Origin of the sequence: Ruminococcus sp. OA3 (assembly GCF_022440845.1) — a bacterium.
Taxonomy (GTDB): Bacteria; Bacillota; Clostridia; order Lachnospirales; family Lachnospiraceae; genus Ruminococcus_G.
The window spans coordinates 1,609,275-1,628,046 of sequence record NZ_JAKNTO010000001.1 but is presented as its reverse complement, the minus strand read 5'-3'; the positions used below and the strand labels follow the sequence as shown (position 1 = coordinate 1,628,046).

At 46.8% G+C, this 18,772-nt stretch carries 16 protein-coding genes; all 16 read right to left on the bottom strand.

What is annotated here, in order from left to right:
* Positions 1-2: 2 nt before the first annotated feature.
* Positions 3-968 carry an ABC transporter permease gene (locus MCG98_RS07360; RefSeq protein ID WP_240301382.1) on the bottom strand — a complete coding sequence of 322 codons (966 nt, stop codon included), beginning with the start codon at positions 966-968 and terminating at the stop codon, positions 3-5.
* Positions 965-2,476: a sugar ABC transporter ATP-binding protein gene (locus tag MCG98_RS07355; RefSeq protein WP_240301381.1), complete on the bottom strand. Its 1,512-nt coding sequence runs from the start codon at positions 2,474-2,476 to the stop codon at positions 965-967. The genes MCG98_RS07360 and MCG98_RS07355 overlap by 4 nt, the downstream gene beginning before the upstream one ends.
* A gap of 278 nt (positions 2,477-2,754) precedes the next feature.
* Positions 2,755-3,741: an AraC family transcriptional regulator gene (locus MCG98_RS07350; protein WP_240301380.1), complete on the bottom strand. Its 987-nt coding sequence runs from the start codon at positions 3,739-3,741 to the stop codon at positions 2,755-2,757.
* Between the two features lie 78 nt (positions 3,742-3,819).
* Complete coding sequence (locus MCG98_RS07345) at positions 3,820-5,151, bottom strand: hypothetical protein (RefSeq protein WP_240301379.1); 1,332 nt, start codon at positions 5,149-5,151, stop codon at positions 3,820-3,822.
* Between the two features lie 215 nt (positions 5,152-5,366).
* On the bottom strand, positions 5,367-6,590 hold the full coding sequence (locus MCG98_RS07340; RefSeq protein ID WP_240301378.1) for a hypothetical protein: 1,224 nt from the start codon (positions 6,588-6,590) through the stop codon (positions 5,367-5,369).
* Between the two features lie 225 nt (positions 6,591-6,815).
* Positions 6,816-7,784 carry an AraC family transcriptional regulator gene (locus MCG98_RS07335; RefSeq protein ID WP_240301377.1) on the bottom strand — a complete coding sequence of 323 codons (969 nt, stop codon included), beginning with the start codon at positions 7,782-7,784 and terminating at the stop codon, positions 6,816-6,818.
* Positions 7,785-7,899: 115 nt separating this feature from the next.
* Positions 7,900-9,033: a sugar ABC transporter substrate-binding protein gene (locus tag MCG98_RS07330; RefSeq protein ID WP_240301376.1), complete on the bottom strand. Its 1,134-nt coding sequence runs from the start codon at positions 9,031-9,033 to the stop codon at positions 7,900-7,902.
* A 55-nt stretch (positions 9,034-9,088) separates the two neighbouring features.
* Complete coding sequence (locus MCG98_RS07325) at positions 9,089-10,057, bottom strand: ABC transporter permease (RefSeq protein WP_240288937.1); 969 nt, start codon at positions 10,055-10,057, stop codon at positions 9,089-9,091.
* Positions 10,044-11,555: a sugar ABC transporter ATP-binding protein gene (locus MCG98_RS07320; protein ID WP_240288938.1), complete on the bottom strand. Its 1,512-nt coding sequence runs from the start codon at positions 11,553-11,555 to the stop codon at positions 10,044-10,046. Before MCG98_RS07320 ends, MCG98_RS07325 begins: the two co-directional genes overlap by 14 nt.
* An 18-nt stretch (positions 11,556-11,573) precedes the next feature.
* Positions 11,574-12,602, bottom strand: coding sequence for a zinc-binding dehydrogenase (locus MCG98_RS07315; protein WP_240288939.1), 1,029 nt, complete (start codon positions 12,600-12,602; stop codon positions 11,574-11,576).
* A 203-nt stretch (positions 12,603-12,805) separates the two neighbouring features.
* On the bottom strand, positions 12,806-13,810 hold the full coding sequence (locus MCG98_RS07310) for an AraC family transcriptional regulator (protein ID WP_240288940.1): 1,005 nt from the start codon (positions 13,808-13,810) through the stop codon (positions 12,806-12,808).
* Between the two features lie 167 nt (positions 13,811-13,977).
* Positions 13,978-14,616 carry a corrinoid protein gene (locus MCG98_RS07305; RefSeq protein WP_240288941.1) on the bottom strand — a complete coding sequence of 213 codons (639 nt, stop codon included), beginning with the start codon at positions 14,614-14,616 and terminating at the stop codon, positions 13,978-13,980.
* A 103-nt stretch (positions 14,617-14,719) separates the two neighbouring features.
* The gene (locus tag MCG98_RS07300; protein ID WP_240288942.1) at positions 14,720-15,532 is read right to left on the bottom strand and encodes a methyltetrahydrofolate cobalamin methyltransferase; all 813 of its coding nucleotides are present in this window, start codon (positions 15,530-15,532) and stop codon (positions 14,720-14,722) included.
* A gap of 29 nt (positions 15,533-15,561) precedes the next feature.
* Entirely contained in the window at positions 15,562-16,527 is a 966-nt protein-coding gene (locus MCG98_RS07295; protein ID WP_240288943.1) for a transketolase C-terminal domain-containing protein, read from the bottom strand.
* Positions 16,528-16,541: 14 nt separating this feature from the next.
* On the bottom strand, positions 16,542-17,381 hold the full coding sequence (locus tag MCG98_RS07290; RefSeq protein WP_240288944.1) for a transketolase: 840 nt from the start codon (positions 17,379-17,381) through the stop codon (positions 16,542-16,544).
* A gap of 192 nt (positions 17,382-17,573) precedes the next feature.
* Positions 17,574-18,749 carry a malic enzyme-like NAD(P)-binding protein gene (locus MCG98_RS07285; RefSeq protein ID WP_240301375.1) on the bottom strand — a complete coding sequence of 392 codons (1,176 nt, stop codon included), beginning with the start codon at positions 18,747-18,749 and terminating at the stop codon, positions 17,574-17,576.
* Between the last annotated feature and the right edge of the window lie 23 nt (positions 18,750-18,772).

The window sequence follows — 18,772 nt, the reverse complement described above, 5'->3', positions numbered from 1 at the left end:
TTTTATTTTGCATTCGCCTTACGAACCTGAACATCGATGATAACTGCCACGCAGATCAGGATACCCAGTACGATGTCCTGGAACGATGAGTTGATGTTCTGCAGGTTCATGAAGTTCTTGATGATACCGATGATCAGGGAGCCCACGATCGTGTTCAGGATATTCCCCACACCCCCGCTCATACTCGTTCCTCCCACGATTACGGCTGTGATCGCATCCATCTCCATCCCTTCACCGGCTGCCGGCTGCCCCGAACTCATCCGCGCCATCAGCAGGATTCCTGCAAGCCCCGTACAGACTCCGCCGAACGCACACGCGAAGAACTTGGACCTCTTTACACGGATACCGGATGCCAGCGCCGCCGCCTGGTTGCCTCCGATCGCATACAGCGACCTCCCCATCGGCGTCCACGCCAGGATCAGGTACGTGATCGCCAGCACGAGGATCATGATCACCACCGGGAACGGGATGAAACCGATGTAACCCTGCCCCAGGAAGTTAAACGATGCCGGGAGGTTCGAATAGTTCTGGCCCCCCGTGAACGCCATGATCGCACCGTCCGCCATCTGCATGGATGCCAGCGTTGCGATGAACGGCGGGATGTCAAACGCCGTGATCAGCGCCCCGTTAATCGCACCGAACAGCAGGCCGCATGCCAGGCCTACCACCAACGCCAGGAACAAATTTCCCGTCTTCATCATGCAGTACGCCGACAGCGTTCCCGCAAACGCCAGCACGCGCCCCGGCGACAGGTCCACCATCCCCGAGATCAGCATCAGCTGCTCCCCGCATGCCAAAATCGTGATCACCACGACCTGCCGGACAACGTTCCTTAAGTTCACCCCCGAGATAAAGTTCCGGTTCACGGCCGACATGATCACAAACAACAATACAAAGATCAATACGATCCCAAATTTACTGTAACATTCAGCCACCGAAAAACTGCCTTTTTTACTCTTCACCATCATGCCTGCCCTCCTATTGCAAAACTCATAATCCTCTCCTGCGTCAGGTCGTCCCCCTGCACCTCCCCGGTGATCCGGCCTTCCGCCATGACCAGTGCCCGGTCACAGACACCGATGATCTCCGGGAGCTCAGACGAGATCATGATCACCCCTGCCCCCTGCTGGGCCAGGTCGCACATGATCTTATAGATCTCATACTTCGCACCGACGTCGATTCCCCGCGTCGGCTCGTCCATGATGAACACCGTCGGGTTCTGCAGCAGCCATTTCGCGATGACCACCTTCTGCTGGTTCCCTCCGCTCAAAGATCCTGCGCTCGTCTTGATCGACGGCGCCTTGACGGTCAGCTTTTCGGACATCTGTGCTGCCTCCCGGTCCTCCTGCTTCCGGTTCAGCAAAAATCCGCGGCTGAAATGCTTCAGGTTCGCCAGCGCGATATTCTCCCCGATCGAGCGGCACAGCACCAGGCCTTCGCCCTTCCTGTCCTCCGACAGGTAGATGATCCCCGCCCGGATCGCATCCGGCACATGGCGGATCTCCACCTCTTTCCCCTTCAGCCAGATCTCGCCCGACTGCAGCTTATCCAGCCCGAAGACCGCCCTCGCCACTTCCGTACGCCCTGCCCCTACCAGCCCGGACATCCCAAGGATCTCCCCGGCACGCAGGGTAAACGACACGTCCTGAAACACGCCCTCCCGCGTCAGGTTCTTCACTTCCAGGATCGTCTCGCCGATCTTCGGGTGTTTCGGCGGGTACACGTTCGTCATCTCGCGCCCCACCATCTTCGCGATGATCTCATCCGTCGTGATCTCCCCGACCTTATGGGTCGAGATCGCCTTCCCGTCCCGCAGGATCGTCACCATATCCCCGATCTGCCCGATCTCATCCAGCTTGTGGGAGATATAGATGAAGCTGATCCCCTGCTTTTTCAGCATCCGGATCTTCTCATGGAGCACCTCCACCTCGCTCTCCGTGATCGAGGAAGTGGGTTCATCCATGATGATGACCTTCGCATTTACGGAGATTGCCTTGATGATCTCGATGATCTGCATGTCCGATACCGTCAGGGAACGCATGGTCCGCCTGGCATCATAGTGGAACCCGAAGTTGTCGATCAGCTCCTGCGCCTGGGCATACATCTTTTTCCACTGGATTGTCCCAATCCTTGTCAGCGGTGCACGGCCCAGAAAGATGTTCTCTGCGATCGTCAGGTCCAGTACCGGGCTTAACTCCTGATGGATGGTCGCCACGCCGATGCTGTTCATATACCTGGGGTTATGCGCCGTGATCTTTTTTCCGTACAGGAACAGGTCGCCTTTATCTGCCACGTACAGCCCGTTGATGATCTTGATCAGTGTGGACTTTCCGGCGCCGTTCTCGCCCGCGAGTACATGTACCGTCCCCTCCCTGACTGTGAAGCTGACGTTGTCCAGTGCCTTTACCCCAGGAAACGATTTGGAGATGTCCTTTAATTCCAGCACGTTTTTCCCTTCTTCTCTCTCCTTTTCCATTTCCCTCCTCCTTCCGATTTCATTTCTTTTTTTGGTCATTTATGACCTTTTGCGCTGCTGTTCCCCACGCTTTTTGTGCATTTTGAACATATTATTATCATACCACAATCACTCTTTTGTCTTCTGGATAATCCGGATATCTATTAGCACAAAAAAGATGTTTTCCCCACATTTTTCTCATAAAAAGATTGCAATTCAGCGCAATTGGTGCATTTTTTAGCTGCACAAAAAAGTGCAGAAAAACCTTTATCAGGTTTTCCTGCACACTTCTGTTTTACTCACCGGATGCTTTTAAAATATTTGGGTGAATAACCCAGTATTTTTTTAAACAGGCGGGTATAATAATTGGCATCATATATACCTACACTGGCGGCTGCATCCGCTATATTACATTGATTCCGTTCCAGGTATTCCAGTGATTTAATGATACGGATCCTGTTCAGATATTCTACCGGAGTCATACCGGTCTCTTCCTTGAAGACAGTCCTGAAATGACGGCTGCTCCAGTAAACACTCGCTGCCAGTTCTTCCATATCCATTTTTTCTTCCAGATGATTTTCCATATACTCGATCGCCCGGTAAATCGCATCCTTACGGGTATCTTTAATTACCCCTTTTGCCTCTTCCTTCTTGCAGTGGATCCTCTGAAAAAAAACCAGAAGCATCTGAAGACAGGCCGATTTTACACATTTAATTCCTTCCTGCTGATATTCCTGTTCCTGCATCATCTTATTCAGCCAGTATTCAATCTCACGCCTTTCCTGCATATTGAGATGAATAATGCCCTGTTTATTTAATTTCACCTGATTCAGTTTTCCATTCTGAAAATCTTCCTCCTTGCTGAACATCTCATGGACAAGATCATCCCACTGCTTGCCCAGCCCTTCATTCTGATACAGGCGTCCTATGCTGCTTTTTGCCTTATCCAGGGTCATATTACATTCTTCCCCCAGCATCTCAGGATAGAACTGGCAGTTAATGAGCTCAAGGCTTGAATTTACTTCATACCCATGCCGCTCTCCCGGCTCAATAAAGAAAATATCTCCCGGTGCAAGAGATACCTTAACTCCTCTGTACTCATGAAGACAAGAACCTTTCGTTATCATGGCAAATTCATGAAAATGATGTCGGTGCGGCTTTACCGAAACCTTATGTGCCCACATGGTCACAGCTATCCCGGTATCGTCCTGTTTCGGAAAGTCCAGAAACTCTCCGTTATGACTGATTCCCCATCCATTGTCTTTATCTACAACCCGCATTTTCATTTGTAAAAACCCCTTTTGCAGTAAACGCGGTGAACACTGCCCCACCAGTTCTCACCGCGTCCTCATCAATACATATGATCAGTACTTTCTCTCAATCTCCTCTCTCATAATCTGTGTCCATCGAATTAGATTATTTGGATTGTTGCCGATTGTATGGTTGTCTTTCATAACAAATTCACAGATACCCCCGTAAGTCTCCTCCACTGCCCTGCGGCATTCTCTTCTGACATGCTCTTCATTCATATCCGGCATCGCAAGGGGCGTTGGTTTCAGTTTAACACTTGCTATATAATCTTTGCCGAGATAATCCGGAACTGTCTTATAATCTGCCCAGGGTGATACAGATACGTGCCTCAGGTGCGGAATCTGTTTCAGATATTTCCAGCGCACATCGTACGGTTCACAGCAACCGTAATGAGCCAGCCCAAACCGCTCAGCCAGACGTTTAAAATGCGGCAGGATAAATTCACCGAACATATCCGGATTACAGGACACTGTCTCCTGCGCCTGCAGTGTAACCCACATATCCTTCGTACGCACTTTCCCGTCAAAATCAGGAGCCGGAAGTGCCGTTGTATATCCCTGACCACCGGTTCCGAGATACGTATTGTCATTATTCAGGGACAGAAGTCCCTGTTCTTCCAGATAATCGAACCGTTTCATGATGCCGTCCGTCATAAATGTCATCAGACGCTCAATCCATTCCGGGTCCGTCACAAAGTCACACATGAAATCTTCCATACCGCGGAATGCAACAAATTCATTTAAGAAATCGTCTGCCCAGTGCCATTTCATGGAGAATCGGCAGTTCAGGATATCCCCAAAGGTATCTTTGGCAAGCTCCATAACCTGATTGCTCTTATCCCAATCCACTGTTATCTGCGGAAAATGCATTTTAGGAAAATCTTCCTCGTAATCCTCGATGGCGGGCAATACATGGTAAGATCCGCCCTTTTGACCGGTATACTCGATTTTTGGAGTAATACCAAATCCATTATCTGTATAATACCACGGCACGTTGAAATCTTTTGTGATCACCCGGTCATCCTTAATCATCTTGGCCGAATAGATATCTTTGCGAAGTGTATTCTCCCATGTCCTGGCCAGCGGATCTTTACATTCAAACACATCATCTGTCATAATCTCATTCCAGCCATTTTCCGGATCCACAAAAATAACCGGATATGTGCTTTTCAGGTCATGATTCTCTGTCCATAACTTTCTTTTGATTTTCATGCTGTCTGTCTCAGCAATGGCAGCAACTTTTTCCGCCAGTCTCCGAAGTACCGCCTTATCTTCATCAGAAAACTTCAGTGCCGTGTGTATCTGTGCAACCGGGGGATGCTTGTACATATACTGTTCTCTGAACAATTCCCCTCCGCTTACGGATATTTCTGTATCTACACTCATTAAAACAATCTCCTTTCAGGTCTTTTCATCAGGTTTACGAAATCGATTTCAGCTCTTAATAATATTTATAGCACAAACCACGATACGATGCACTACAGCCTTTTTGTGAATCCTATCATTTTTTTTAGGTTTTCCCAACTCCTTTTGCACACAAAAAAAGCAGTTCAGAATTATGCATAAGTTCTGACCTGCTTTTTTATAAAATTTGACGAAGATTATCCGATTACTTTTCTCATGATCTCAGACCATTTTGTGAGACGCTGCGGTTCATAACAGATTGTAGAAATATCCTTTAAGGTGAACTCAACCGGACAATGATATTTCTGTGCGGCATTCAGGCGCGTACGAAGATCTTCCTCGACTGTTTCCGGGTTCCAGTTCGGTGCAGCCACAAGAGCCGGAGCCGGTTTATTTGAGTATACATAGTTTCCTTCCATTTCCTCCGCGATCCGTTCAAAATCCTTAACCCAGGCACTGACTGAAATCTTGTGGATTCCTTTGATCTGTTTCACATATTCCATACGGTCATCCAGAGGTTCACAGCACCCATAGTAGCCAAGACCAAACTTATCATACCACTCGCCGGCATACTGGAATTCAAATTCATTGTGCATTTCCGGCGATACAGTATACAGAATCTGTGCCATACCATATGTCCATACATCCTTCAACTCCGGTTTTTCCGGATTCTCCGGCAGCAGATCTGTCCATGCACCAGTGCAGTGAACCACCTGCTGCTGACGCATCAGGCAATCCATATCCTTAAGCCTGTTGATCGTCTCCAGATGAACATCAATAGTTTTACGCATCAGCGCATGTACCCAGTCCTCATCAAACAACATTTTATCGTACAGCGTATCGATATCCGACCACTCCATAAAATGATCCCACGGGCGGTATTCATATTCCGGGCCGTCCATGATGACTTTCAGGATATCTCCGACCGCCTCATTCGCCATCTCTTCCCTGCGTTTTGTCTCCTCTTCATCCAGATAAAAATCCGGAACCTTAATCTTTTCAATATCGTCCCAGTCCTGCAGCTGGCTTACATAAGAATGCGCTTCTACCACGTTCCCGTCATCCCTGGTCAGTTTTTCTTCGATGATATCCAGACCAAAATTCAGGCCGCGAATTACTTTTGGTATGTAGATGAAAGGTTCGTATACCCAATCATCCTGAATGTGTTTATGCCGGTACAGAAGCTGCCTGAGTGTGGTCTCCATTTCCTGATAAAAAGGATCCTCACACCGAAGCGTCAGTTCATCATTTACATTCATCTCATTCCACGGGAATTCTCCCATTAAAAACATTGGCTTGTCAACTTTCCGGGCATTCAGATTGTACCACTGCTGTTTTCTCTCTTTCATAATGGGAAGCGTCGACAGTTCCGCCAGTTCATTCGCCAGGTTCCTCAGTACCTGAATATCGTTTTTCAACATTATACATTTCCTCCTTACATTGTATGTTGATTGCACCACAGCTCCTATGCATCATAGCATAGCACAGACGGATATGAAAATGTTAGGACACCGCGGATTAAAACTTGGACAAAACACAGATTTCTCTCGGGTTACTATTTTTTATCGCTACGAGCATTTAGCGACCATTTTTGGTCGCTTACGTGCGATGCATAAAAAATAGTTGGCGAGGTCTTCTCGAGGTTACTATTTTTTAAAATATCTCGGCGAATACCCCATGATCTTTTTAAACAGCCGGCTGTAATATGCAGGATCGTAATATCCGACACGTTCAGCTGCCTCCGATACATTTAAGTTCTCTTTCTGCATATATTCCAACGACTTCAGGATTCTCAGCCTGTTCATGTATTCAGTAGGAGTAAGCCCCGTCACGTCCTTGAATACCGATCGGAAATATCCAACACTCCAGCAAGCGTTGTCCGCCATCTGCCTGAAATCCAGCTCTTCCGCTATATGCGTCTCCATGTAAGCCAGTATCTCATAAACCTTTTCTTTTCGGCAGTCCTTGTGATAACTGCTCTGCTCGAGCTGACGCCTTTGAATCCTCCTGAATTTCACGAGAATCATCTGAAGACAGGCAGTCTTGATATGCTCCATCCCTTCCTCACGTTTCTCCTGTTCTTCCATCATACTGTTCAGAAGATATTCAATCTCCCTGCGCTCCTGCATTTTCAGATGGATAATCCCCTGACGGTTCAGATTACTCTGCCGGGACTGAAAGCTAAAGTCCTCCTCCGAGTCAGATAACCCCTGAATCAGCTCATTCCACCTGTTCTGTATTTCCCGTTTTTCATAAACGGTATTGGTTCTTTGTTTCACACCTTCCAGCATCTCATTGCATTCCCGGCTCAGCTCCTCCGAAAAAAACTGACAGTTGATCAGTTCAATCGGAGCCTGAATCTCATAGCTGTGTTCCTCACCGGGCTCAATCAGAAATACATCTCCCGGAATCAGCGGGACCTGAACACCCTTGTATACATGAATGCAGTATCCCTTGGTAATCAGTGCAAATTCTAAAAAGTTATGTCGATGTGGTTTCACAGAAATCATATGATTCCATACCGTCACGGCAATTCCGCTGCTGTCCTGCCTGGGAAATTCCAGATAACCGCCATGACAGGGTACCATCCAGCCATTTTCGTCCCGTACATCCATTTTTCATCACTCCGCTTTTATTTATCCATCAACGTATAGTATTCAAAAGACACAACTCCCCCTGCAGGAAGCTGTGTCTTTTATTTTACCAAACCAGTTGGCTTACTGCCAGCAATTAATCCAGATACTCATCAACATTTTTTGCGTCAACCGTCTCGAACGGAATCGAAAAGCTGACCGTTTCTTTCTTGTTGTTCACACATGCATCATATGCGGAGATGGCACCCCATTTTGCCTGACCCATGGCATTCTGAAATACGGTACAGGCAACGTTGCCTGCCTTCACTTCTTTCAGACAGTCCTGATTCGCATCAATACCCAGTATTTTTACTTTGTCGGCAAGCCCTGCCGCCTGGTAGGCCTGAAGTGTACCCATCGCACTCTCGTCATTGCAGCAGGGGATAACCTGTACTTCATCGCCAAAAGATGTGATCCAGTCCTCAGCGTTTGTCATCGCAATATCTCTCATATATTCAGAGATCAGCACGGCTTTGAGGTCATAGTTATAACCTGCTGCATCGAGCGTCTCAAAAAGTCCGTTGTGCCGCTGCGCGGAGTGATCGTAACCGTCAGAACCTTTCTGGTAGCACATGACCACCGGTTCTGTATCATCCACATTTTCAATAAGCCATTCAGCCTGAAGCTTACCTGCCTCATAATTGGAAGATCCGACATAACCAATTTCTTTTTCCAGATGGTCACTGTGAATGACTGAATTCAGACAGACAAGCGGCATCCCCTCTGCCATACAGGTATCCACCACCCCTACACATCCATCTGCATCCTGAGGTATGATGATAATACAGTCAACACCCTGGGCGATAAAGTTCTCAGCAAGCTGAAGCTGAACATTGGGATCCAGTTCGCCATCCGCCTCCAGGACCTTCACATTCGGAAAATTTTTCTTACAGTAACTCACGAACGTATTTCGAATCTTCGTTGTAAATGTGTCCTCGAAGCCCATATCGATAAATCCCCAGGTGTACTCTTCCTCTCCGCTGGGCGCATATTCCTCCGTGTAGGCTACTTCCCAGTCTCCGAGTGTCTCCTCCGATGCGGCCTGAATCTTGTCCTCCGAAACCTTAATATCTGTCTCCACCTTACCTGCACCGCCTGACGCTTCCGTCCCCTCACTCAATGCCGGATCATCGCCTGGCGAACCACCCGCCGTTCCTGCCGAGCCGCCAGAACACCCCGTCATGCCCAGCACCAGTCCCATTGTCAAAAGCACTGCCAAAAGTTTCTTCATTTTCGTCTTCCTCCTGTTTTTTTATTTGTAAAATAAATTGAATTTGTAACCTTCTCTACCCCTTCGACCTTGATTTGCGGACCTGAATATCAATGATAACCGCCAGCATGACCAGAAGGCCCAGTACAATTTTCTGATAGGAGGCATTGATATTCTGCAGGTTCATAAAGTTCTTGATAACACCGATGATCAGAGAACCGACAATTGTGTTTACGATGGTTCCCGTGCCGCCTGACATGCTGGTACCTCCGATGATAACAGCCGTGATGGCATCCATCTCATAGCTCTCGGCAGCGGCCGGCTGACCGGAATTCATGCGGGACATCAGCACGATACCTGCAATGCCTGACATCACTCCGGCAAACGCAGCCGCAAAAAACTTCGTAAAACGCACGTTGATCCCGGAAGCTCTCGCTGCAGCTGTATTGCCGCCGACAGCGTACATGGCGCGTCCAATAGGGGTCCACGAAAGAATATAATATGTAATTAAAAGTATAAATGCCATGATAAATACCGGAAATGGAATCGGTCCGATATACCCCTGTCCGATGAACTGGAAGGCAGCTCCCAGGTTTGAATAGTTCTGACCACCGGTAAACGCCATGATCGCACCTTCTGCAACCATCATTGATGCGAGTGTTCCGATAAACGGCGGGATATCGAAAACGGTGATGACAAAACCGTTGAACGCCCCGAATAAAAAGCCTGTCAGTATACCTACGGCAATTGCCAGAAACAGATTACCGGTTACCAGGACCACGTATGCTGAGAGTGTACCGGCACATGCTAGGACACGCGAAGCCGAGAGATCGATCATACCGCAGATAATCATCAGCTGCTCACCGCAGGCCATGATCGTAATAACAACAATCTGTCTCAATATGTTTCTGACATTCATTCCGGACAAAAACGACCGGTTCCACACCGAAAATATAATGAACATCAGCAAGAACACAAGAAATATACCAAATCTGTTATAAAATTCACCAATACTAAACTGTTTTTTTTCTCTACTCTTTTCCATGAACCGCCGCTCCTCCTAACGCAAAACTCATAATTCTCTCCTGCGAGAAATCTACCCGTGCAACCTCCCCGGTTATTCTTCCTTCTGCCATAACGAGCGTCCGGTCACACACACCGATGATTTCAGGAAGCTCCGAGGAGATCATGATGACCCCTGCACCCTGTGCAGCTAAATCGCACATAATCTTATAAATCTCATATTTGGCGCCAACGTCGATTCCCCGGGTTGGCTCATCCATGATAAAGACCAGCGGATTCTGAAGAAGCCATTTTGCAATAACCACTTTCTGCTGATTTCCACCGGAAAGGCTCTGCGCCTCCGTATGGATTGTAGGTGTCTTGATCGCAAGTTTTTTCTTCATCTCTTCCGCATCCTTCCGCTCCAGTTTCTTGTTGAGCAAAAAACCACTGTAGCGTTTCAGATTCGGCAGCCCGATATTTTCAGCAATCGAACGGATCAGCACAAGCCCTTCCAGTTTTCTGTCTTCCGACAGCATGATGATCCCTTCCTTTATCGCATCCGATACCTTTTTGATCCGGACCTGCCTGCCATCGATATAGACCTCCCCGGTTTCATGCGGATCGAGTCCGAAGATTGCCCTCACCACCTCTGTACGTCCCGCCCCCACGAGCCCTGCCATTCCCAGAATTTCACCTCTGTGCAAAGTAAATGACACATTTTGAAATGCCTTATGCCGGGTGAAGTTTTTGACTTCAAAAAGTTTCTCCCCTATGCCGGTGTTTTTGACCGGATAGACATTATCCATCCTGCGCCCAACCATTTTGGTGATAATCTCCTCCGTGGTCAGTTCATCGACTCCATGTGAAGATATCACTTTGCCGTCCCGTATGACTGTCACTCTGTCCCCCACCTGTTTAATCTCCTCCAGTTTGTGGGAGATATAGATTATGCTGATTCCCATTTTTTTCAACTTATGTATCTGTTCATGCAAAACTGCGACTTCTGATTCTGTGATGGAAGATGTCGGTTCATCCATGATGATCACCCTGGCATTGACTGAAATGGCTTTGATGATCTCCATAATCTGCATATCTGAAACCGTGAGCGACCGCATGATGCGTCTCGCGTCATAGTGAAATCCAAGCTCGTCGATAAGCTTTTGGGCCTCTTTCACCATACGTTTTTTATCCACTGTTCTGGGACCGCGTGTCGGTATCCGACCCAGGAAAATATTCTCTGCGATTGTCAGATCCGGAACCGGATTCAACTCCTGGTGAATCGTCGCAATTCCGATTTCCTTCATATACCTGGGATTATGTGTTGTGATTTTTTCCCCGAATACGTAGAGTTCCCCCTGATCTGCGGTATACATCCCATTAATAATTTTGATAAGCGTAGACTTCCCTGCACCGTTTTCCCCCACCAGAATGTGAACACTGCCCTCCTCCACAGCGAAACTGACATCGTCAAGTGCTTTTACGCCCGGGAATGACTTGGAAATACTTTTTAACTCCAAAGCTGTTTTTTTCTTCTCCACCTTATCCCTCCTCAAACACTAGAATCGAATCGCACCTTTTATGTAAGCCGGATCCTTTCCGGTCATAACCTCGAATGCCTCATTGATATCCTCCAGTTTAAATTCATGCGTTACATATTCATCGATCGGCATCACACCGTCAATATAAGCCTGAACCGCGATCTCCCGATCCCTCTCCAGATCCTGCGAATACCAGGGATGGACGGAATGAAGCTGTGCGGATTTGATCATCAGGTTATAACCCGTCTCTGCATCCCACATTTCTGTCTTTCCGTACATGGAGGGGATCAAAATTTTTCCGCCCGACAGTGATCCGAAAAATTCTGCATTTCGTACAATTTTGGATGCAGTCTTAAGCCCCCCCAGGCTTCCGGTAATCTCAATGACAACGTCCACACCGCGATTCCTGGTGACTTCATAGATTATTTCATCCAGATCCTGTTTCTTCGGATTGATCAGCAGCGTAGCCCCGAGCTTTTTTGCATGCTCCAGCCTGCTGTCATCAAAATCTATCGCTATGATCTCTCCCGCACCACTGTTTTTTAAGCCTCCGATCGTCATCAGTCCCATAATTCCACATCCGATGACAGCACAGGTGTCATAAAACTGCGGGTTCGCCGCCCGCACGATATTCACACAGCACTGCATCGGCTCCACCAGACATTTTTCAATGTTTCTGGTTCCCTCCGGTATCCTTGCCATCTGCACTTCTTTCACGATAATATAAGTTGCAAAAGCTCCCTGAAGAAGCGTCGGGCCAGACACATAATCACCTTTTTTAAATTTTTTGATATTCTTCCCCGTCTCAACGACAATACCTATCGGTTCATGACCAAATTCAACCGGATATTGCATATCACCCATGCACATATTGCCATATTTATTGTATATAATATTGGCTTTTCCCATATATACGTTCACATCCGAATGACAGAGTCCGGAAGATATCGTTTGAATCAGCATTTCATCATCGGCAATCTGACGCAGTTCCTCATCAAACAGTTCAAATCTTTTGGGTTCAACTAAAAAAGCAATTGTTCTTTTCAATTCTGTTTTTCCTCCCTGAATATTTTGTCTTTTATTTTAAATATGCATATTTATCTAATAAATAAAGTATATCATTTAAATTTTTGCTTTTTTAGGACGTTTCAAAGATTAACTTGGACTTTTTGCAGATATTCACATTTGTCAATAACCCGGGGCATAAAAAATGGAAGCAATGCTTCATCTGCATCACTTCCATCTCTCAACTATATACTCTTAAAATAACGCGGCGAATACCCAATCACTTTTTTGAACAGCCGGCTGTAATAACTGGGATCATAGATTCCCACTTTTTCGGCTGCCTCCGAAATCATCAGATGATCCTTTTCCATGTGTTCAAGCGATTTTACGATCCTGAGCCGGTTAAGATATTCTACCGGTGCCAATCCGGTCACATCTTTAAATATCGCCCGGAAATAACCTTCACTCCAATAACTCTTCTTAGCCAGCTCTGTCAGGTCTATTTTTTCAGCCAGATGTTCTTCCATGTAGTCGATGACCTGAAAAATCTGTTCCCGTTTGTCATCCTGGTGCTGTGTTAATTTCTGAAGACGTCTCTTCTGAATTCTCTGAAGCATTACCAGAATCATCTGAAGGCAGGCTGATTTCACATTTGCAAATCCCTGCTCTTTTTTGCGCTGCTCGCGCATCATCCGCTGCAAAAGATACTCGGCATCCCGTCGTTCTTCTGTCTCCAGGTGAATGACACCCTGTCTGTTCAGATTATTCTGTCGTGTCTGTTCGTGCCCCTCACATGCAATTTCCGCATAAGCGGAAACATTCTGCAGCAACTCATTCCAGCGTTTTTTCAGTTCAAACTTATCATACGGGATTTTCCGTTCACCGCTGACCTTTTCCAGCATCTGACTGCACTCATCATTTAAACCCTCTCCATAAAACTGACAGTTGATAATTTCAATCGGCATCTGTGTTACATACCCATGGAACTCATGAGGAGCAATCAGAAAGACGTCTCCGGGTATCAGAAGTACATCAACCCCCTGATAACTGTGCACACAGCTTCCCTGTGTCAACAGTGCAAACTCGTAAAATGCATGACTGTGCATGCCGACCGCCAGATGGTTCCAGGTTGTGACAGAAATATTGCTGGAATCCTGCGTCATAAATCTCATATAACCATCCCGCTCCGACATTACCCAACGCTCGGCATCAAACTCCTGCAACGGCACATTTATCTGAAACTTATCCAAATATACCCCCCCCCCCCGCAAAAATAGGTTTAATTATTGGAATTTATATTAAATTATACCATATTTTCTCATAATTTCAACAGATAAAAAATATAAGATTTTAAAAAAATGCCGCGACTTTTTATTGTCGCGGCATCCAAGGTTTGATGATTATTTTTTCAGTTAAATTATTTTACTAATTCTTTTGCAAGAGTAGCTGCTGAAGCTGCATCCTCTGAATATCCATCTGCTCCGATTTCATCAGCAAATTCCTGTGTGATAGGTGCTCCGCCTACCATGATCTTGATGTTGCTTCTGAAGTCTGATTCGTTCAGCGCTGCTACGGTGTCTCTCATGGACGGCATCGTTGTTGTCAGCAGTGCGGACAGGCATACGATCTTTGTATCCGGGTTTGCTTTGTAGCACTCGATGATTTTCTCGATCGGCACGTCTACTCCGAGGTCGATCACTTCGAATCCTGCACTTTCGATCATCATCGCTACCAGGTTCTTTCCGATATCATGAAGGTCGCCTGCTACTGTCGCGATGATCAGTTTTCCCATTGCCCCTGTGCTTCCTGCTGAAAGGTGTGGTTTCAGTACTTCTACACCTTTTTTCATTGCTCTTGCTGCTACCAGCATCTCCGGTACGAAGATCTCGTTGTTTTTGAATTTCTCTCCGACAACTGCCATTGCATCGATCATTCCGCCGTTCAGGATCTCTGTAGGATCACATCCATCATCCAATGCTGCCTGTACTGCCGGTCCAACTAATTTTGCTTTTCCCTTTGCTACTAAATCTGCTACTTCCTGAATTTTTGGTGACATGTTAAATTCCTCCGCTTCTTCATATAATGTTTTGATATTTAAACCGAAGGATAAGTCTTCCTCAAAACTTATCCTCCGATTACATCACCACTGATGTTTTTTATTATGCTTTCTGTACCGGTCCGATCAAACCTTCCCTGTAAGCTCCGATGTATTCCATGCAGTAATCATCCAGTCCCAGAAGCGCCTCTGTCGCATAGATGAGTCCCATCATATCCCTGTTCAGCGGATCAAGGATCGCGCTGTCGAGTCCTGCGTTCATCGCAAGTACGGTGAATCCTAAGTTCACCAGTTTTCTTGCCGGCAGGTTGAAGGAGATGTTGCTGACTGCCGCCGTGATATGTATGGTCGGGTACTGTGCGCGGATCGTGCTGATCACTTCTGTGATCATTGCGATGCCGTCCTCTGATGTACACAGCATTTCGATCAATGGATCAATATGGATCCTGCTCGGATCGATCTTGTACTCTTTTGCTTTCTCCATGATCCTTCCGAATACTTCCAGTCTCTTCTCGGCTGTCTGCGGGATTCCGGTGTCATCACACAGCAGTGCGACTACTTCCCATCCCGGATTTGCCGCTACGATCGGGAACAGCTCATCAATCTTATCACCTTCCATGGATACGGAATTGATGATACCCGGTCTGCTGCAGCACTTGTATGCTTCACTTAACACTTTTGCACTCGGGCTGTCCACTGCGATCGGAAGATCCGTCACGCTCTCCACGAGACCGATCATCCATTTCAGCGTCTCAACTTCCACTGCCTCGTCAACAGATGCACACACATCGATAAATGTTGCGCCCGCCTCTGCCTCTTTTTTTGCAATATCTTTGATCCATTCCTCATCACGTGCGGCGATTGCTTTTGCCATGGATGGAATGGAACCGTTTATTTTTTCACCAATAATAATCATGTTGGGTAAACCCTCCTAAAAGTATTTTCTTATTTAGCCTTACGGGAAATTGCTTTCTTTACTTTTCTCACGATATGATCAGAGGTAAGGTCAAATCTCTCTCTCAGATAATCCTGAGGACCAACTTCACCGTATACATCTTCAACTGCAACGTATTCGACCGGAACTTCCATTTCTGTAGCCAGAGCTTCTGTTACAGCGCTGAACAGACCGCCGATTTTGTTGTGGTTCTCTGCTGTCACAACTGCACCTGTCTCTTTTGCATACTTCAGTGCGCACTCTTTATCAAGAGGTTTTACCGTAAACATATCTACGATGGCAATTTCAACGCCCTCTTTTGCCAGCTCTTCAGCTGCCATGAATGCCTCATGAATCATGATACCCGTTGCAAAGACAACGGCGTCTTTGCCTTCACGCAGAGTGATACCTTTACCGATCGGCATCTCTTCTCCGTCTCCGTAAACTTTTGCAGCCATTTTACGTCCGCAGCGGATATATTTTACGCCTTCAATATCGTTTACCTGATGCAGAACGCTTGTCAGCTGATTTGCATCCGCGATATCGATAACAGTAGCTGTCGGGATCGCACGGTACAGTGCCATATCCTCAAACGGCATATGTGTACCACCGTTGAAAGCTGCACAGATACCTGCGTCAGTTCCGATTACCGTGATATCATTCCCTGTGTATCCTGCAGATAAGAATACCTGGTCGAAACAACGACGGGATGCAAACGGTCCGAATGTATGTGCAATCGGTTTAAATCCCTGAGAAGCCAGCCCAGCTGCGACTCCCATCATGTTGCCTTCTGCGATACCGCAGTTGATCGCTCTGTCAGGATTGGCAGCGCCCCATTTTGCGGTTCCGATACAGCTCATAAGGTCTGCATCCAGATAAATAACGTCAGGATCCTTTTCTGCTAATGCAGGAATCTCTTTTCCAAGAATATCCTTGAATGCGCGGGATTCCATTTCACCATTATATACTATCTTCATCTCTTTCCCTCCGCTTATGCCATAGCAGCAAGTTTTTCATTTAACTCGCTTAACCATTCGTCAAACTTATCAGCGCCTACAGCCATACTATGATTGCCCATAGTCTCTTCGATCTCTTTTACACCTGCACCTTTTACAGTATCCATTACGATGGCATACGGCTTGTCACCGCCCTTTTTCGTATTTTCCAGTGCATCGTAAAGAGCTTCAACATCATTTCCGTTTACTGTCACAGTCTCGAATCCGAATGCAGCCATTTTCGCACCCAGATCTCCTGTCGGCAGTACATCAGCAACATAGCCGTCCAGCTGTTTCTTATTGTTATCAACCAGAACAACCAGATTGGACAGTTTCTTGGCTGCTGCAAACATAAACGCTTCCCAGCACTGTCCTTCATTGATTTCACCATCACCTACGATCAGGAAAGTACGGCTGTCTCTGCCTTTTAATTTATCAGCAAGTGCAATACCATCTGCCAGGGAAGTACCCTGTCCGAGAGAACCTGTGGTAATATCGATACCAGGTGTCTTCTTGCAGTCACAGTGGCTCGGGAAATTTGTTCCAGGCTGATTCAGAGTTTTAATCTCCTCATAAGGATAGAATCCTTTCAATGCCAGTGTTGCGTATATAGCCGGACCTGCATGGCCTTTGGAGCAAACCAGTTTGTCCCTTTCCGGCATTTTTGGGTTTTTCGGGTCTACCGTCATCTGTGATCCGTACAGTACAGCCAGTGCATCACATACACTTAAAGCTCCGCCGATATGACCAAATCCACGGGATTTGATAGACTCAACGGTGCCGATACGAATCTCGGTTGCAAACTTCTGTAAGCTTTTCTTTAATTCAGCATCCATGTTCTTTTCTCCTCAACTATTATTCATTTATTTGTATTCGCTGCTGCGCGCTCATACCTGGTGGTACCGGATTGTCCAGAAGGACAATCCGTAGCAAAATTATTCGCCGCTACGCGCTTGTACCTGATGGAACCGGCTTGTCCAAAAGGACAATCCGTAGCAAAATTATTCGCCGCTACGCGCTCATAATTTTTATATCCTGGCTACACCAGATTTTCTTGCCGCTTCTGCCACTGCTGCTGCTACCGCTTTACCAACGCGTGGATCAAACGGTGCCGGAAGAATGTATTCTTCATTGAGCTCATCATCACTGATCAGGCCTGCGATCGCATCTGCTGCGGCGATCTTCATCTCATCATTGATATCTCTTGCGCGCACATCAAATGTACCGCGGAAAATCCCCGGGAACGCGAGTACGTTGTTACACTGGTTCGGGAAATCACTTCTTCCTGTCGCGATAACCCGTGCGCCGCCTGCTTTTGCATCATCCGGGAAGATCTCCGGAGTCGGGTTTGCACATGCAAAAATGATCGCATCTTTATTCATGGTCTTAACCATATCTGTCGTAACCATACCCGGTGCACTTACACCGATGAACAGGTCCGCACCAACCAGCATTTCCGCCAGAGTGCCTGCTTTTTTCTCGGCATTTGTAATTTTCGCCATCTCTTCTTTGACCGGATTCATGCCGTCTGTTCTTCCTTCGTAGATCGCGCCTTTTCTGTCGCACAGAACCGCATGTTTCACCCCTGCAGAAAGCAGCAGTTTTGTGATGGAAATTGCAGCAGCACCTGCACCGTTGACTACAACCTTGATCTCATCGATCTTTTTGCCTACCAGTTTCAGCGCATTTTTAACGCCTGCAAGTGTAATGACAGCCGTACCGTGCTGATCATCATGGAAAATCGGAATATCACATTTTTCTTTCAGTTTTTTCTCAATCTCAAAACATCTTGGAGCTGCAATGTCTTCCAGGTTAACGCCGCCGAAACTTCCTGAGATCATATAGATTGTATTTACAATCTCATCTACATCTTTGCTCTTAATGCACAGCGGAAACGCATCTACATCGCCGAACGCCTTGAACAGCACGCATTTACCTTCCATAACCGGCATACCTGCTTCAGGTCCGATATCTCCCAGTCCCAGAACAGCAGTGCCGTCAGTCACAACAAGACACATATTATGGCGTCTTGTGTAGTCGTAGCTCTTATCCACATCCTTCTGGATTTCCAGACACGGCTGTGCAACACCCGGCGTGTATGCCAGAGACAGATCGTCTTTGGTTGCTACCGGCACTCTTGAAATCACTTCAATTTTTCCCTTCCACTCATCATGGAGTCTCAGGGACTCTTTTGCATAATCCATAATTGTATACGCTCCTATTTTTA

Bases quoted from the DNA above. Each gene is read 5' to 3' on its own strand.
- MCG98_RS07330 (WP_240301376.1), bottom strand. From the start codon at position 9,033: ATGAAGAAACTTTTGGCAGTGCTTTTGACAATGGGACTGGTGCTGGGC.
- MCG98_RS07355 (WP_240301381.1), bottom strand. From the start codon at position 2,476: ATGGAAAAGGAGAGAGAAGAAGGGAAAAACGTGCTGGAATTAAAGGAC.
- MCG98_RS07285 (WP_240301375.1), bottom strand. From the start codon at position 18,749: ATGGATTATGCAAAAGAGTCCCTGAGACTCCATGATGAGTGGAAGGGA.
- MCG98_RS07325 (WP_240288937.1), bottom strand. From the start codon at position 10,057: ATGGAAAAGAGTAGAGAAAAAAAACAGTTTAGTATTGGTGAATTTTAT.
- MCG98_RS07340 (WP_240301378.1), bottom strand. From the start codon at position 6,590: ATGTTGAAAAACGATATTCAGGTACTGAGGAACCTGGCGAATGAACTG.
- MCG98_RS07295 (WP_240288943.1), bottom strand. From the start codon at position 16,527: ATGAAGATAGTATATAATGGTGAAATGGAATCCCGCGCATTCAAGGAT.
- MCG98_RS07300 (WP_240288942.1), bottom strand. From the start codon at position 15,532: ATGATTATTATTGGTGAAAAAATAAACGGTTCCATTCCATCCATGGCA.
- MCG98_RS07290 (WP_240288944.1), bottom strand. From the start codon at position 17,381: ATGGATGCTGAATTAAAGAAAAGCTTACAGAAGTTTGCAACCGAGATT.
- MCG98_RS07360 (WP_240301382.1), bottom strand. From the start codon at position 968: ATGATGGTGAAGAGTAAAAAAGGCAGTTTTTCGGTGGCTGAATGTTAC.
- MCG98_RS07345 (WP_240301379.1), bottom strand. From the start codon at position 5,151: ATGAGTGTAGATACAGAAATATCCGTAAGCGGAGGGGAATTGTTCAGA.
- MCG98_RS07350 (WP_240301380.1), bottom strand. From the start codon at position 3,741: ATGAAAATGCGGGTTGTAGATAAAGACAATGGATGGGGAATCAGTCAT.
- MCG98_RS07335 (WP_240301377.1), bottom strand. From the start codon at position 7,784: ATGGATGTACGGGACGAAAATGGCTGGATGGTACCCTGTCATGGCGGT.
- MCG98_RS07305 (WP_240288941.1), bottom strand. From the start codon at position 14,616: ATGTCACCAAAAATTCAGGAAGTAGCAGATTTAGTAGCAAAGGGAAAA.